At 61.4% G+C, this 14,782-nt stretch carries 13 protein-coding genes, 1 tRNA gene and 3 pseudogenes; 12 read left to right on the top strand and 5 right to left on the bottom strand.

What is annotated here, in order from left to right; translation table 11 throughout:
• Window positions 1-260: 260 nt before the first annotated feature.
• From RTCK_RS20645 to RTCK_RS20680, 8 genes and pseudogenes are all read left to right on the top strand, one after another.
• Window positions 261-383, top strand: a pseudogene (locus RTCK_RS20645) (helix-turn-helix domain-containing protein); the annotation flags it as partial.
• 107 nt (window positions 384-490) lie between these two features.
• Complete coding sequence (locus tag RTCK_RS21245; RefSeq protein WP_185928089.1) at window positions 491-748, top strand: AbrB/MazE/SpoVT family DNA-binding domain-containing protein; 258 nt, start codon at window positions 491-493, stop codon at window positions 746-748.
• The gene (locus RTCK_RS21250) at window positions 745-1,152 is read left to right on the top strand and encodes a PIN domain-containing protein (RefSeq protein ID WP_142594264.1); all 408 of its coding nucleotides are present in this window, start codon (window positions 745-747) and stop codon (window positions 1,150-1,152) included. Before RTCK_RS21245 ends, RTCK_RS21250 begins: the two co-directional genes overlap by 4 nt.
• Before the next feature lie 340 nt (window positions 1,153-1,492).
• Window positions 1,493-2,079 (top strand): annotated as a pseudogene (locus RTCK_RS20980) (hypothetical protein).
• A gap of 118 nt (window positions 2,080-2,197) precedes the next feature.
• Entirely contained in the window at window positions 2,198-2,443 is a 246-nt protein-coding gene (locus RTCK_RS20665; protein WP_142594265.1) for a type II toxin-antitoxin system VapB family antitoxin, read from the top strand.
• The gene (locus RTCK_RS20670; protein ID WP_142523250.1) at window positions 2,443-2,847 is read left to right on the top strand and encodes a type II toxin-antitoxin system VapC family toxin; all 405 of its coding nucleotides are present in this window, start codon (window positions 2,443-2,445) and stop codon (window positions 2,845-2,847) included. The genes RTCK_RS20665 and RTCK_RS20670 overlap by 1 nt, the downstream gene beginning before the upstream one ends.
• A 202-nt stretch (window positions 2,848-3,049) precedes the next feature.
• Window positions 3,050-3,978, top strand: a pseudogene (locus RTCK_RS20675) (ArdC family protein).
• Window positions 3,979-4,635: 657 nt separating this feature from the next.
• Window positions 4,636-4,947: a DUF736 domain-containing protein gene (locus RTCK_RS20680; protein ID WP_185928091.1), complete on the top strand. Its 312-nt coding sequence runs from the start codon at window positions 4,636-4,638 to the stop codon at window positions 4,945-4,947.
• A gap of 400 nt (window positions 4,948-5,347) precedes the next feature.
• Here RTCK_RS20680 and RTCK_RS20685 read toward each other — a convergent pair whose 3' ends face one another.
• The 4 genes from RTCK_RS20685 to traC form a co-directional block, all read right to left on the bottom strand.
• Window positions 5,348-5,617 carry a WGR domain-containing protein gene (locus RTCK_RS20685; RefSeq protein WP_142594274.1) on the bottom strand — a complete coding sequence of 90 codons (270 nt, stop codon included), beginning with the start codon at window positions 5,615-5,617 and terminating at the stop codon, window positions 5,348-5,350.
• A gap of 522 nt (window positions 5,618-6,139) precedes the next feature.
• Window positions 6,140-8,062: a Ti-type conjugative transfer system protein TraG gene (gene traG, locus RTCK_RS20690; RefSeq protein ID WP_142594267.1), complete on the bottom strand. Its 1,923-nt coding sequence runs from the start codon at window positions 8,060-8,062 to the stop codon at window positions 6,140-6,142.
• Entirely contained in the window at window positions 8,049-8,264 is a 216-nt protein-coding gene (traD, locus tag RTCK_RS20695) for a type IV conjugative transfer system coupling protein TraD (RefSeq protein WP_142594268.1), read from the bottom strand. The genes traG and traD overlap by 14 nt, the downstream gene beginning before the upstream one ends.
• 4 nt (window positions 8,265-8,268) lie before the next feature.
• On the bottom strand, window positions 8,269-8,562 hold the full coding sequence (gene traC / locus RTCK_RS20700; protein ID WP_142594269.1) for a conjugal transfer protein TraC: 294 nt from the start codon (window positions 8,560-8,562) through the stop codon (window positions 8,269-8,271).
• A gap of 254 nt (window positions 8,563-8,816) precedes the next feature.
• On the opposite strand from traC, the gene traA reads away from it, so the two are divergent.
• The 4 genes from traA to RTCK_RS20720 all read left to right on the top strand — a co-directional run bounded on the left by traA (window position 8,817) and on the right by RTCK_RS20720 (window position 14,244).
• A complete protein-coding gene (traA, locus tag RTCK_RS20705) occupies window positions 8,817-12,134 on the top strand; it encodes a Ti-type conjugative transfer relaxase TraA (RefSeq protein ID WP_142594270.1) in 3,318 nt (1,105 codons plus the stop codon).
• Window positions 12,131-12,697, top strand: a complete 567-nt coding sequence (gene traF / locus RTCK_RS20710; RefSeq protein WP_142594271.1) for a conjugative transfer signal peptidase TraF — start codon at window positions 12,131-12,133, stop codon at window positions 12,695-12,697. The genes traA and traF overlap by 4 nt, the downstream gene beginning before the upstream one ends.
• Window positions 12,687-13,850 carry a conjugal transfer protein TraB gene (locus tag RTCK_RS20715; protein ID WP_142594272.1) on the top strand — a complete coding sequence of 388 codons (1,164 nt, stop codon included), beginning with the start codon at window positions 12,687-12,689 and terminating at the stop codon, window positions 13,848-13,850. Before traF ends, RTCK_RS20715 begins: the two co-directional genes overlap by 11 nt.
• A gap of 304 nt (window positions 13,851-14,154) precedes the next feature.
• Window positions 14,155-14,244, top strand: a tRNA-Ser gene (locus RTCK_RS20720).
• A gap of 37 nt (window positions 14,245-14,281) precedes the next feature.
• Here the strand turns inward: RTCK_RS20720 and RTCK_RS20725 are convergent.
• The coding region (locus tag RTCK_RS20725; RefSeq protein ID WP_142594273.1) for an integrase core domain-containing protein at window positions 14,282-14,782 on the bottom strand (501 nt) is incomplete at its 5' end.

A 14,782-nucleotide genomic window follows, 5' to 3' on the forward strand; every position in this document is an offset into this window, starting at 1 on the left:
GCGAGTATCAGCCGGCGACTGAACAATTGCTATTGAGAAAGCTAAAGCCGAAGAGGTGTTCTTTCACCCGCCCCCGCTCCGCCCTTTCAACCCGGCCCAGCCGGTCGGATCGGGGGCTGATCATCCGTGCCAGTGTCGCATTTCTAACTGGCTGGCTGGCACGCGCCTCTAACCAGCTTTGACATAGTGTGTAGGGGGTACATTCTATTTCCAAGTGCGACATCCGAATAATTTCAATGCTTTCACTTTGGAGATTTGGCATGTCTCGATGCTATACGCAGATCACCCTCGCCGATCGCCGGCGTCTTCATCATCTGGTGGCGGCAAAGGTTCCGATTAACGAGATGGCGCGTCAGCTTGGCCGTCATCGCTCGACCATTTATGCCGGAGTAGCCACCTATCAAGCCATGGGTTAAAATGGCCGGCAAAGACCCATCTGAGTGGAGTTGACCTTGTGCGCTACACGATACCCCTGCAAGAGAACGGCCGCATGATACTGCCGTCAGATCTCCGTAAAGCGTTGAGGTTGAAGAAGGGAGATAAGGTAATCATCGAGACTCAAGGCGATCGAATCGAATTGACCACGCCGCAAAGGGAACGTCGGCGAGCTCAGGAGATGTTTCGGAGGTTCGTTCCAGCGGGTCAGAACCTGGTGGACCAACTTATTACAGATCGGCGCCAAGAGGCGCAGCTTGAGGAGATAGAAGTCTTCGCTCCTGAGGAACAATCGCGCGGCTTGAAGCGATGAGCGCCTGTGTCATCGATACCTCGGCAATTATGGCTTACCTTAACGAGGAGAATGGAGCAGGCACGAGTGAGAGCTGGCTTGATCGGGGAGCGACTATTTCGGCCCTTTGCGTGCAGGAAACAACGGCGAATCTTGTTCAAAGAGGTGTTGACCAAGAATCGGCGCTGGAGATGATTAATGCTCTCGGTCTTGAAACCCACTCCTTGGACTTTGCTCTGGCGATTGACGGTGGAGCGCTTATTTCCGTAACGCAACCGAAAGGCCTGAGTCACGGGGACGGAGCTTGTCTCTCTCTTGCGCGACGGCTTGGCTTGCCAGCAGTGACCGCGGATCGGGTATGGGCCGAGATTGCTGATGACGTTGGTGTCGAAGTAATCCTAGTCCGGTCAACTTCCTTCTCGTAAGGGGCGTGCGCCCAGCCCGCACCCTCAGATTTGTTCTTGGGGTGCGAGGGAAGACGGGTAAACCAGCCGACGGATTGCCCGGCCCCCAAAGTTCAGGCTTGGCCTGATGCTCCTGCGCAGGCTCCAGCAGAAAGTAGAGCTTTTCGTGTACCGTCTGCTCCAGGTTCGCAACCCGCCCTGAAAACCTGACGACGCGGTAGTGCCTGCCCGCAAACCGGCTCCGCTCTGCCTGTCGCTTTCGGACCTTGAACCGTCCGTCTTGCGCCGGTTCGGGACGACCGCACCGAAGGGCAAGCCGGCACGGGGCCGGAGCCGCTTCGAGGTTGGAAAGGATGAAAACATGGCAAAGCCCGCAACCTCCTCTCGTCAATCCGCCCGCGTCGTGGCCCTGCGCAAAGGCGCAACCCTCGAAATGGTCCGGCTCACATGCCCGGACAGCGCCCAGGCGCTCAAGATCGCCGAGAGCTTCGGAACCGCGATCGTCGACAGCGACGGCATCCGCGACCTCCATGAGCGGCTCATCTCCGAGACGGCAGATGCTCTGAGTGACGGCCTCGGCGAAAAGGCCATGCAGATCCATCTGCAGCGGATCGTCGGCGCCTTCGTCGGTTCCGCCCACGGTGCAGGCCAGTTCTACAGCCGCGCCGTTACCGAGGCCGCGACGCCACCGCCAAGGCCGCCAACGACAGCCGTGACGAGGACCTCAACGGCCCTGTCGGCTACGACAGTGCTGCCCACCGTAAACGCGAGTTCGCCGCCGACATGGGCGTGCAGGCCCATGCGCTTCGAATGGCCGCGGAGGGCGCAGTTGCGGCATACAAGCAAATCGTCGGCGAGACCTGGAAGCCCTTCGACCGGCCCGTCGAAAACCCGGGTCACTCCCTCAATCGCAAGGCGGCGGAAGCACAGATGTCCGCTTTTGACTAAGTGCTTACGGGCGGGGCTCCAGCCCCGCCCTTTCCAATGGCACGTCTGCCAACGACCTTGGAAAAGGCCGCACAATGATCTACATTGTTTTCGAGAAATATCTACATGGAGACAGCTCATGCCGATCAACGTCAACAATCCAGAAGCCGACGCGCTGACGCGCAAGTTCGCCGAGTTGGCGGGCGTCGGCATTACCGACGCTATCGTCATTGCCATGCGGGAGGCGATCGAGCGGCGCAATCGCGCAGAGACGCCATTGCAGACTGCTGCACGCTTGCGGGAAAAGCATGGGGTTGCCATCAGCGAGGGCGCCCGCATGCCTCTTCCTCGTGAAGCTTTCGACGAAATGTGGGATGATGCCTGATGTTCGTCGATGCCTGCGCGATCATCGCGCTTCTCTCCGATGAGCCGGAGGCGGCGCGCGTCTCTGACGCCGTTGCTTCTGCAAGACATCCCTTTACATCCCCGGTCGCCATTCTCGAAACCGTCCTCGGCCTCGCACGGCCGGACAAGTTCAATCTTCCGGTACCCGCGGTCGAATCGATCGTGATGGAATTCCTCGAAGCACGGGAAATCGAGGTTCGTGATCTTCCGCCTGCGTCGGAGACGACGCGGCTCGCCCTTATCGCAGCGCACCGCTACCGCAGCGGCCGCCATGGCCTGAACCTCGGTGATTGCCTGCATTATGCCTGCGCCAAATTCCATGGCGTGCCGATCCTCGCTACGGCGGACGAGTTCAGGTCGACCGACCTCGAAACCATTCCTTGAGCCCCTGAAGCGGTGACGCCGGGATCGGCCACCGCGACCCCGTCCGGCTTTGGTCCTGCCGGAGCGTGGTGTTCGGGCAACGGCTTCGCCGTCCTCCACGTCCGTTCCGGCCCACCGGTGCCCTCACCCTTTCCGCTCCGCCCTTTGGACCGCCGTGACGGGGTCGCGATCGGCGCGATCTCCTGGAAATGGAGGTTTGAACATGAGCAGGAAGGACGACGGCCAGCGCGCCGATATCTACGCAAGGATTACCGACGGGATCATCGAGGATCTGACGAACGGCGTTCGGCCCTGGATGAAGCCGTGGAACGCGGCGAACACGAACGGCCGTATCAGCCGACCGCTGCGCCACAACGGTCAGCCCTATTCCGGCATGAATGTTCTGTTGCTTTGGTCGGAGGGCATGGCCCGCGGCTATTCCTCACCGATGTGGATGACATTCAAGCAGGCGCTCGAATTGGGGGTGGCGGTACGCAAGGGCGAAACCGGCGCGACGGTCGTCTTCGCGAGCCGCTTCACCAAGGCCGAGACGGACGGCAACGGCGGCGAGATCGAACGGGAAATCCCGTTCCTCAAGGCGTACTCCGTTTTCAACGTCGAGCAGATCGACGGCCTTCCCGATCATTATGTTCATCGCCCGAATCCCGTCCTCGATCCTGTCGAGCGCATCGCGCATGCGGACCGATTCTTCCGGAACACGGGCGCGCTCATCCGCCATGGCGGAAACCAGGCTTTCTTCGCGCCCGCCGCCGACCTCATCCAGATGCCGCCGTTTGAGAACTTCAGGGACGCGGCGAGCTACTATGCGACGCTGAGCCATGAGGCAACGCATTGGACGGCGCCAGCCAGCCGCGTCGGCCGGGATCTTTCCCGGTATTCGAGAGATAGAAGCGAGCGCGCCCGCGAGGAACTCATCGCCGAGCTTGGCAGCTGCTTCCTCTGCGCCGATCTCGGCATTGCGCCGGAGCTCGAGCCGAGGCCGGATCATGGGTCGTACCTTCAGTCCTGGCTCACCGTTCTTACGGGCGACAAGCGAGCCATCTTCCAAGCCGCGGCGCATGCCCGGCGTGTGCCGTCGCCTATCTTCACCATCTTCAGCCGCCGGAGCGCCAAGACCGGCAGGTGGCTTGAAAAAAGCTGGTGCCGCTCCCGGCAGATATCAGAACGGCCGCCGCCACCGGCGGTGGCCGGCTCCACCACCGGTTCGGTCTTCACCTGCAGGTCTTCATCCGTTCTCAGGTCCAACTTGCCCCAGATCGACATTTTCTGTGGGCCCGGTTTCGGCTTGCGCGAGGGCTTGATTTCGACAGTGAACGACTTTGTCTGTTTGCGCATGGATCCTCTTCGGCAGAACGAACCTCGCTTCAACGATATCCCGCGTATTGATCAAAGCAACTGGCGTTTGCGGAGTCGAGATCGAGGTGGCCGCGGCAATCGATCCGCACCCGGAGCGGCCTCACCTGTGAGGCGTTTGAACTGCGATCGAATGGTGAGCGGGTATCCATCGCCATGCTCCTTCCCCTCATTGTTGGCGGCGCTCCCCTCTGCGGGCTCGATGAGGCATGTCTGACCGGAGAGCGGCTTCGCCTCGATCGTCTCCCCGCAACGGCCACCAGAACTTTCTTCCCCTGGCGGCTGCGCCGCCATTCCTCGCGGAACAACAAAGTTCCTCCCGGCCGCCCTCCATTTCATTTCGGCCTTAAGAGGTGCGGTCCGATCGTCCCCGGTCTTTGCGACAGCCATCGAGGCCGCGAAGGGCGCGGCCCGAACAACGAAAGGAACATGACAATGGCTACCATCGGCACCTTCACCTCTACCGAAAACGGCTTCACCGGCTCGATCCGCACCCTCGCCCTCAACGTCAAGGCTCGCATCGCCCGCATCGAAAATCCCTCCGACAAGGGCCCGCACTTCCGCATCTACGCCGGTGCCGTCGAGCTGGGCGCCGCCTGGCAGAAGCGGTCCGAACAGAGCGACCGCGACTATCTCTCGGTCAAGCTCGACGATCCGAGCTTCCCGGCTCCGATCTACGCGACGCTGACGGAAGTCGAAGGCGAAGACGGCTTCCAGCTCATCTGGTCCCGCCCGAACCGAGACTGAGGAGCCAGCGGCCCCGCCAAGGCGGGGCCAACTCCTCGTCTTCGAAGCCGGAAACAGGCATCGAGTCGGCTTCCAGCTTTCTGCTGCCAAGCGAGAGGTAGGGGTCTGCTCAGATCAAGCCATCTTGCCGTGGTGAGAGGGCAGCCTCAAGGACGACCGGTTCCGGAAAATGCTCAGGCATCTCGACTCCCCACCCGCCGCGATGCGGTCGCGCGTGTCGCGCTGCTAGCATCGCCCTTCCCCACGTCCGCGGACGCCATCGTTAACGCCGGCAGACAACGACCCTGTCCAAGCAGAAAAGCTCGGCCTGAAGCCTGGCATCAAGGTCCCGCTTGTCGTCGAGGTCGAGGTCTCGTTCGAGACCGACTGGAACCGGCGCCGAAGAATCTGGAAGCCCGCTTTATCGGGGCTTGCATTTCGGCGGGGCCGCACGCGGACGATAACCGCGTTTTCGTTTCTGTCTCAGCAGATCGAGAAACAGCCGGACGGCCTCCTCTTCGTGGCTGAAATGATGGACCATCATCTGTCCTCTGGTTCCAATGCGGCCCCACTTGCGAAGCAAGCAGACATCTCCGAACAGGTTTGGTTCGATCGACATCGCATAGTAGCGAGCCATGTTCCTGGACACATCGGAGCGTTCGACATAGAGATGATAGGGTTGATAGATCATGAGATCAGGATCACTGATCCCGGTGCCTGCGTCCAACGAGACTTGTGAATCGATAGGCAGGGATTGATTCACATCGGTGATGATCTGGAGGGGGCGAAGGCTGTCGACATACCTCCGGTGCGCGTCTAGCCGGAGGCGGCACACGCTCAATGCCCAGGCGGGCGACGATCCCTCTTGCCAACCTCAGTTACACCATCCTGTCTCTCACCTTTCCAGGATGCTGCGAGTGCTTCATGAACGGGTGTGCGCTATTCGTCTCGCCGAAGGGTATGACAGGTTTCGGCCGAGTTGCCGATAACCTGATGCGGCCGGTAAAGCAGTGTGCGAGTGCGGGGCGCAGTCGGTCCCGCCTCCCCTTCGGGCCACTATGTTGAGGCTCCTGCGGCTGCGCTATTTCCCGCCCTCGCACGACGAGAATTCCCGAAATCCCGACCGTTGGTCGGCGCTATGCTGATTTCTCCGATGCTCTTCATTGTCCCGGATCAGCCTTGCTCGTTGCACTGCGCGCCGGCTGATCAGGCTTCAAAGCGTATTACGCTCTTGAAAACGGTTCGTGCCGATGCATGCCTTCATGTCATCCCGGCGGAACCAGATGGCTCGCCCGCATCGAAGCGGTGGGTTGCCGGCCGTGAACACGATCTGTTCATCGGCCCGCATGCGCAGAACCTCATGCGCCTGTATCAGAGGCCTGGCAGCAAGCTGCTTCGACCGGGTTCGCGACGATCCCTTCGCTTGGAAACTGCGGCTGACCTGGTCGATTTCGACCGTGGTCATGCCGCAACGCTTCGAAATGTAATCCGCAGTCTCCGGATCGTTGATCGCCGCAAACGAAATCCAGCTGGCGCTCTCAAACCATTTGCTGGCGGCATCGCGACCGCCATAGGTCTCGCGCATCTGGCCGATCGACTGATAGATCATCGTGAGCGTAATGCCATACTTGCGCCCGGCGTCGCGCGCGGTCTCGAGGATGCGCATATAGCCGAGCCGCGCGACCTCATCGAGCAGGAAGAGCGCCCTGCCCTTCATCTCGCCGTCGCGATTATAGATCGCGTTGAGGAACGAACCGATGATTACGCGCGCAAGACCGGCATGGGTCTCCAATGTCTTCAGGTCGATGTTGATGAACACATCGGTCTTGCCGTCCGCAAGCGCGTCAGTCGAGAAGGTCGAACCGGACACAAGCGCGGCATAGTTCGGATAGGACAGCCAGTGGGTTTCCTTGACCGCATTGGCGTAGACGCCAGAAAAGGTTTCCGGCGTCATGTTGACGAAGCCGGCGACGTTCTCCTTCACGAAGTTAGAGTTCGAGTTGTCGTAGATCGACTGCAGCCGCTCGCGCAGTTTCGGCTCTGGTTCCGCCAGATTGGCCCGAACCTGCCGCAAGGTCTGGTTCTCTTTGTCCGTGTGTCCGGACAGGCAGACATCGGCGATCAGCGCGGTCAACAGCTGAAGCGCCGATGCGCGAAAGAAGTCGTCGCGGACGCCAAGTGTGCCGCCGCTGTCGCTCATGATCCACGACGCGACCGAGGCGATATCCTCTTCCTTTGTCCGGCCGAATCGACCGATCCAGTCGAGCGCGTTGAACCCGGTTTCCGGTTCTTTCGGATCGAGCATACGGATGAAGCGTGCAGCACCCTTGCGATGCTCATGGATCATCGGCGCCACTTCGTTCGAAGGGTCCAGCACGACAAGTGCCCCGCCCCATTTGAGCGCTGTCGGGATCGTCACCGACGTCGTCTTGAAACCACCCGAACCCGCAAAGACGATCCCGTGTGAGGATCCGAACGAACCGTCGAAGCACAGCAGCGGCGACTTACCGCCAGCGCCCCAGGTCTCGGGGTCATCGGCGCGAAAGGACATCGCCGCGGTGCTGTCCTTGTCGACGCGGTAGCGCTCGCCGATGACGATGCCGCCGCTATCGGCGAAGAGTTTTGCCGCTTCCTGCATCTTCATCCAGTCGGCCTCACCGTGGAGCGCCCTTTTCCCCCGGATGCGTTTCGGCTTGGCGCGTGCGAACGCGGCATTGCCGATCAGAGCGACGCGCAATCCGAAACATCCCGCCATCAGTGCAGCCGACCCACCGACCATCGTTGCGGGGTCGAGATAGGAGACGATGGATTTGCCGGGCGGCACGTCGCCGGCGAAAGCGGCAAGACGGCTCGTCTCGCGCATCACAGCGATCAGGATCGTCGAGATGCTTCCGGTGGCGGTGCCCCAGCCTGCCACCTTGATGCTCCTCGCCCCGGCGCTCGCGAATAGGAAGATCGCACCGGTTACCGCGGCGGCGACATAGGGTGCGGCGATGCCTACCCGACCCAACGTCAGCCTTGCGGCGTCCGTCCTGCCGAATGCCGTCAGCCATTGCTCGATCCCTGTCATGCCGATCACGACCAGTATCATCAGTGCGACCGGGGCGCCGGCGAGAGCAACCCTATTCGCCGTCATCACTGAAGGCCTTCGCCCCGATTGCGATCAACCGCGCCCTCTCGCCTTCGTCCGCCTTCAGTCGTAACTTGAGATCGACCAGGGCTCCGAGCAGAAGCGCGCGCTTCTCATATCGCAGACCCGCCTTAACGATCAGGCCGCCGAGTTCGATCTTCTCGCGTGTGTCCTTCTTTCGGGCGTCCGATGTCATTGTCCTCGCCATCCGCTCAAGCCTCGCCACTGCTGCCCTGAGCCGTGCCAGATGGGACCGCGGTCGACGCCGATCCGATGCCGTCGCCGGCGCCTTTCTTTCCTCCGGTCGTATTTCCCTGATCCCCGCGAAAGCGTTTCGCCAAGGCCTCGAAGGCGGTTTGCAGCTCGGCTTCCTCAATCTTCATCTCTCCAAGCCCAACCCTCAGGGCAATTCGGCCGAGGCGCTCGGCGTCGCGGGTTTCCGCCGCCTTGAGCTGTTCCTGCAGCTTGGCAATTTCGTTGCGGATTTTCGAAGTTGGTTTTTTCATTCGTCCGGCTCCTTGGCTGCGAAAGCTTGTCTTTCGAAGCCAGTTTTTCCGAACAGAGTGCGGCGCGCACTACTGTGAATCCTACAATCGCCGACGGCGATGCCTTGGTGAATGATCCCGGCCGTTCCGAAGGAGCGGCTTCCAAGGGCGCAATTATACGTCGCGATGCGACGTGCTGCTTTTGTCCCCGGCCTGGGCCGCCGCTCTTGGACCGAACCCGCTGCATCTCTTCGCGATCGGGAGCTAAGACCGCCGTGGCCGTTCCTCATTTCTCCGTCAGCGTCGTCGCCCGCGGTTCCGGCCGCAGCGCCGTGCTGTCGGCGGCCTATCGCCACTGCGCCAAGATGGAGTACGAGCGGGAAGCGCGAACAATCGACTACAGTCGTAAGCAGGGCCTGCTGCACGAAGCGTTCGCCATCCCGGCAGACGCGCCTGAGTGGTTGCGGGCGATGATTGCCAATCGCTCGGTCTCCGGTGCTTCCGAAACCTTCTGGAACAAGGTCGAGGAATTCGAGAAGCGCTCCGATGCCCAGCTCGCCAAGGATGTCACAATCGCGCTGCCGCTGGAACTGACTGCCGGTCAGAACATCGCGCTCGTTCGAGATTTTGTCGAAAGGCACATCGCCGGAAAGGGCATGGTGGCTGACTGGGTCTATCATGATGCGCCGGGCAATCCGCATGTGCATCTGATGACAACGCTGAGACCGCTCGCCGAGGACGGCTTCGGCGCCAAGAAGGTGGCGGTTCTTGGACCGGACGGCAATCCTATCCGCAACGACTCCGGCAAGATCGTCTATGAGCTTTGGGCCGGTAGCCTCGACGACTTCAATGCGTTCCGCGACGGATGGTTTGCCTGCCAGAACCGGCATCTGGCAATGGCCGGTCTCGATATTCGCATCGACGGCCGGTCCTTCGAAAAACAGGGCGTCGAAGTGGAGCCGACGATCCATATCGGGGTCGGCGCGACGGCCATCGACCGAAAGGCGGAGCAGGCGAAGACGCAGTCGTCGGTATCGGCACCAAAGCTCGAACGGATCGAGCTGCAGGAGGCACGCCGAAGGGAGAACGCACGGCGTATTCAGCGCCGTCCGGAGATCGTTCTCGACCTGATCACCCGTGAGAAGAGCGTCTTCGATAGCCAAGACGTCGCAAAGATCCTGCATCGCTATATCGATGATGCCGCCCTGTTCCAAAGCCTGATGGTGCGAGTCCTGCAGAGCCCCGAAGTGCTCCGTCTCGAGCGCGAGCGGATCGAGTTTGCGACCGGCGCACGGGTTCCCGCCAAGTACACGACACGCGAACTGATCCGGCTGGAAGCGGAGATGGCCAACCGCGCGATCTCGCTTTCGGCGCGATGCTCGCATGGTGTTCGGGAGGCTGTGCTCGAGGCGACGTTCGCGCGCCATTCGCGCCTGTCGGCGGAGCAGAAGACAGCGATCGAACACGTCGTGGGACCAGTGCGGATCGCAGCCGTCATCGGGCGTGCCGGCGCCGGCAAGACCACGATGATGAAAGCTGCGCGCGAGGCTTGGGAGGTCGCGGGGTATCGTGTCGTCGGCGGCGCGCTCGCCGGCAAGGCTGCGGAGGGTCTGGAGAAGGAAGCCGGGATCGCCTCGCGCACGCTTTCGTCCTGGGAGCTTCGCTGGAACGAGGGCCGAAACGAGCTCGACGCCAACACGGTCTTCGTTCTCGACGAGGCCGGCATGGTGTCGTCGCGGCAGATGGCGCACCTGGTCGAGACAGTGACGAGGACCGGCGCCAAGCTTGTCCTTGTTGGAGATCCGGAACAGCTCCAGCCAATCGAAGCGGGGGCCGCGTTCCGCGCGATTGCAGATCGCATCGGATATGCTGAACTCGAAACCATCTATCGGCAGCGCGAGCAATGGATGCGCGATGCTTCGCTCGATCTCGCGCGGGGCGACATCCCCAAGGCCGTCAACGCCTACGCTGCTCACGGTCGAATGATCGGTTTGCATCTGAAGGACGAGGCTGCCGATACCCTCATCGCCGATTGGAGCCGCGATTACGATCCGGCGAAGACCACATTGATCCTCGCCCATCTCCGTCGAGACGTGCGGATGCTCAACGACATGGCGCGCTCCAAGCTTGTCGAGCGCGGCATCCTTGGCGAGAGTTTTGCCTTCCGGACGGAGGACGGACACCGCAATTTTGCGGTCGGCGACCAGATCGTTTTCCTGAAGAACGAGGGCGCGCTCGGCGTCAAGAACGGCATGCTCGGCAAGGTGGTCGAAGCCGCGCCAAACCGCATCGTCGCCGAGATCGGCGAAGGTGAGTATCGCCGCCAGGTCACTGTCGAGCAGCGCTTTTACGGCAATCTCGACCATGGCTATGCCACCACGATTCATAAGAGCCAGGGTGCCACTGTGGATAGGGTGAAGGTCCTCGCCTCCCTCTCCCTCGATCGCCATCTGACCTATGTGGCGATGACGCGTCATCGTGAGGAACTCCGCGTCTATTACGGTACCCAATCCTTCGCTTTCGCTGGCGGCCTGATCAAGATCCTGTCGCGAAAGAACGGGAAGGAAACCACGCTCGATTACGAGAAGGCGACCTTCTATCGCCATGCGCTACGCTTCGCCGAAGCACGCGGCCTACATATCGTCAACGTCGCGCGAACGGTTGCCCGTGACAGGCTCGAATGGACGATCCGCCAGAGACAGAAATTGGCCGATCTTGCCGGCCGGCTTCTCGCCCTCGGCGTCAAACGCGCCGAAGCCCCCAAACCCACCCACTCGCAAAGTAGCAAGGAGACCAAGCCGATGATTGCCGGTATCGCGACATTCGCGAAAACCCTCGAGCAGGCTGTCGCCGACAAGCTCGAATCCGATCCTGGTCTGAAGAAGCAATGGGAAGATGTCTCGACCCGTTTCCACCTTGTCTATGCGCAGCCGGAAGCGGCCTTCAAGACGGTCAATGTTGACGCCATGCTGAAGGATGAGACCGTCGCCCAATCGGCGCTTGCGAAGCTCGCCGGCCAGCCGGAGAGTTTTGGTGCGCTCAAGGGGGAAATCGGCCGGCTCGCGAGCCGCGCCGACAAGCAGGATCGCGAGCGGGCGGAGGGCAACGTTCCCGCTCTTGCTCAAAGTCTGCGCGATTACCTGCGCCAGCGCAGTCGGGCCGAACAACGCTATCAGGCCGATGAACTGGCGGCACGTCGCAAGGTGTCGATCGATATCCCGGCGCTTTCTCCCAATGCACGCCGGACGCTCGAGCGCGTGCGGGACGCCATCGACCGCAATGACCTTCCGTCTGCTCTCGAATTAGCGATTGCCGACAAGATGGTGAAGGCGGAACTGGAGGGATTTGCTAAGGCTGTCGCAGAGCGTTTCGGCGAGAGAACCTTCCTGCCCTTGGCCGCCAAGGACACCAATGGCGAGACCTTCAAGACGATCACCGCCGGCATGAGCCCAGGTCAGAAACTGGAGGTGCAGCCAGCCTGGAGCCTGATGCGCGCAGTGCAGAAGCTCGTTGCCCACGAGCGAACCGTCGAGGCTCTGAAACAAGCCGAGACGCTGCGGCAAACGAAGAGCCAAGGACTATCGCTGAAATGACTATCCCTTTCGTTGCAGCGGCGCTGAGGAGGCGACGCATGAGCGGGCTCCTGTTCGGCTTCGCCACTATCACAATGGCCTTGCTAGGAACGATCTCGGTCGCTTGGTTCGGCGGCTACCGGATCAATTTCACGCCGAGCGAACCTCTCGGTCTCTGGCGTATCATCGAGCTCAACAGACCGGCCGCCGCTGGCGATCTCGTCTTCACTTGTCCACCTCAAAACTCGGCCATGCGCGAGGCAAAAATGCGTGGTTACCTTCGCGCCGGCCTCTGCCCCGGCGGCATCGCGCCGCTCATCAAGACAATCATCGCCGTCGCCGGACAGCGTGTCGACATTGGCATCGGCGTCAGCATCGATGGACATCCGGTTCGCTTCTCCGCTCTTCAGCACCGGGACGGAGAGGGACGGCCGTTGACGCCGTCCAGAGGCGGGATCGTGCCGGCGGGTTACGTCTTCCTGCACTCGCCGTTCGTCGGCTCCTACGACTCCCGCTATTTCGGTCCGATCCCGGCTGCAGGCATTCTCGGCCTGGCGCAAGAGGTGCTGACCTATGCGCCGTGATCACCTCCAGCCGGTACTGCTGTTTACCGCTGCGATTGCCGCCGGAGCCATCGGGTGGAGTGGCTATGTCCTGCTCCTTCCAGTGGCGCTCGTCTTCCCGGTCGTCTGGTCGCGTGCGCGAGGAAGATCCGTCGCGGCGCTTGTTTCAGCAGGGTATTTCCTGGCGGCGTCGCGAGGTCTGCCGCAGGGTGTCGCCACCTTCTATTCATCGGACCTCTGGCCCGGTCTGCTGTTATGGTTGTGTGCGTCGGTAAGTTTTGTTGGCGTGCATGCGCTGCTCTGGACGGAGCGTTCAGGTCCTCGCCCGCTTCGCTATCTGTTGGCGTTCGTACTCATGGCGGTGCCCCCGTTCGGCATCACAGGTTGGGCGCATCCTATGACATCCGCCGGCGTTCTGTTTCCCGGATGGGGATGGTGGGGAATAGCGGCGATGACAGCCGGCCTGGTGGGCCTCGTAACCCACATGTGGCCGGCGGTTGCCATCGCCTTCGCAGGCCTTTGGCTCTGGTCCGCCGCCTTCTGGATCGATCCGACATTACCTGAGGGCTGGCGGGGCGTCGATCTTCAAATGGGATCATCGCTGGGCCGGGACGCCACCATGCAGCGCCACCGTGATCTGATTGCCACGGTGCATGCCGCAGCGGGCAATGACACCCGCTTTGTGCTGCTGCCGGAAAGTGCGCTCGGCTTGTGGACACCGACGGCCGAGCGGCTCTGGGTCACAGCTCTCGACGGTACGGACATGGCCGTGATCGCCGGAGCGGTGATAATCGATGCGACCGGATATGACAACGTACTCGTGACTGTTTCAGCGAACGGTGGCGGGGTCCTCTATCGCGAGAGAATGCCGGCCCCGGGTTCAATGTGGCAGCCTTGGCGATCCTGGCTGGGCAAGAGTGGCGGCGCCCGGGCCCGTTTCTTCGCCAATCCGACTGTGGCCATAGGTGATCACCAGATCGCGCCCCTGATTTGCTACGAGCAGCTTGTCGTCTGGCCCACACTGCAATCGATGCTCTACGACCCGGACCTGATCCTTGCTGTTGGAAACGGATGGTGGGCCAAAGGGACACCCATCGTCACGATCCAGCGAGCCAGCGCGATCGCCTGGGCAAAACTGTTTACGAAACCGCTCGTCGTCTCCTTCAACACCTAAACGCGAGATCGCCGCAGACCATAAGCCTCCCTTGTTGATCCTGCGAAGACCTCCGCAACGGGCCCATGTCGTGCCGCAGATGTTCACGAACGCGGTGCGCAGCAGCCTGAAGTCAACGCAGGTCTGTAGCGGACGTTCGAATACTAGTATTCTGAGGTAATCGCCGGGTGCTCGTCCCAGCCTCAAGTTACAATCCGTTCGGCCATAACAGCATCTTCCCGCCGTAGGCCGCAATTCCCACTTGTCAGCAAGAAAATCCGTCGCTATGGACAAGCGCGCGCATCGAAGCGCCGACCAACGAAGCGGAGAGGTGGCTGAGTGGTCGAAAGCACCGCACTCGAAATGCGGCATACGGGCAACCGTATCGTGGGTTCGAATCCCACCCTCTCCGCCACTTGCCCTCGGTCCATTCTGGACACATGGGTTACGGTTTATTCCGGAGACATGGGTAACACTTTTGGACCGAAGGGGTTCGGCAAAGGTTCGAGCCTGCATGTCTCGTCATCGAAGTATCCCAGATCGTATTCCATGAAGCTTGCGAGCCAGATATGGTCTTCGACCTGTTTGATGCCAACGGCCTGACCTGCGAACACCAGGCTGAGATTGATCTTCTTTCGTTTATAGCAGATGCGTCCGCATGTGGTGACGGTGACGGTCTGGTCGTGGAACGGGTAATCTCGGTCCGGTAAGCCGCCATAGCGGCGCGGGGATGGGTTGTAGCGCTCGGCCGGGCAGGCCATGGCGAGCGCCTGGTGCGGGCGTTCGGTGTTGAACTCCTCGACGAAGTCGTCGAAACGGGCCTGCTGCTGCAGGAAATTGTTGCCGGCTGGCTTGGTGGTCTCCAGCTTCAAGGTCAGGTGCATGCGCTCGTGGCGGCCGTTCTCCTGCGGGTGGCCGGGACGGATGCGCTCGATGGCGATGCCGAGCCTGAG

The organism is Pseudorhizobium endolithicum (assembly GCF_902153245.2).
Classification (GTDB): Bacteria; Pseudomonadota; Alphaproteobacteria; order Rhizobiales; family Rhizobiaceae; genus Neorhizobium; species Neorhizobium endolithicum.

Excerpts from the sequence above, each read along its gene's own strand:
- RTCK_RS21245 (WP_185928089.1), top strand. The coding sequence starts at position 491 with ATGATACTGCCGTCAGATCTCCGTAAAGCGTTGAGGTTGAAGAAGGGA.
- RTCK_RS21250 (WP_142594264.1), top strand. The coding sequence starts at position 745 with ATGAGCGCCTGTGTCATCGATACCTCGGCAATTATGGCTTACCTTAAC.
- RTCK_RS20665 (WP_142594265.1), top strand. The coding sequence starts at position 2,198 with ATGCCGATCAACGTCAACAATCCAGAAGCCGACGCGCTGACGCGCAAG.
- RTCK_RS20670 (WP_142523250.1), top strand. The coding sequence starts at position 2,443 with ATGTTCGTCGATGCCTGCGCGATCATCGCGCTTCTCTCCGATGAGCCG.
- RTCK_RS20680 (WP_185928091.1), top strand. The coding sequence starts at position 4,636 with ATGGCTACCATCGGCACCTTCACCTCTACCGAAAACGGCTTCACCGGC.
- RTCK_RS20685 (WP_142594274.1), bottom strand. The coding sequence starts at position 5,617 with ATGATCTATCAACCCTATCATCTCTATGTCGAACGCTCCGATGTGTCC.
- traG (WP_142594267.1), bottom strand. The coding sequence starts at position 8,062 with ATGACGGCGAATAGGGTTGCTCTCGCCGGCGCCCCGGTCGCACTGATG.
- traD (WP_142594268.1), bottom strand. The coding sequence starts at position 8,264 with ATGGCGAGGACAATGACATCGGACGCCCGAAAGAAGGACACACGCGAG.
- traC (WP_142594269.1), bottom strand. The coding sequence starts at position 8,562 with ATGAAAAAACCAACTTCGAAAATCCGCAACGAAATTGCCAAGCTGCAG.
- traF (WP_142594271.1), top strand. The coding sequence starts at position 12,131 with ATGACTATCCCTTTCGTTGCAGCGGCGCTGAGGAGGCGACGCATGAGC.
- RTCK_RS20715 (WP_142594272.1), top strand. The coding sequence starts at position 12,687 with ATGCGCCGTGATCACCTCCAGCCGGTACTGCTGTTTACCGCTGCGATT.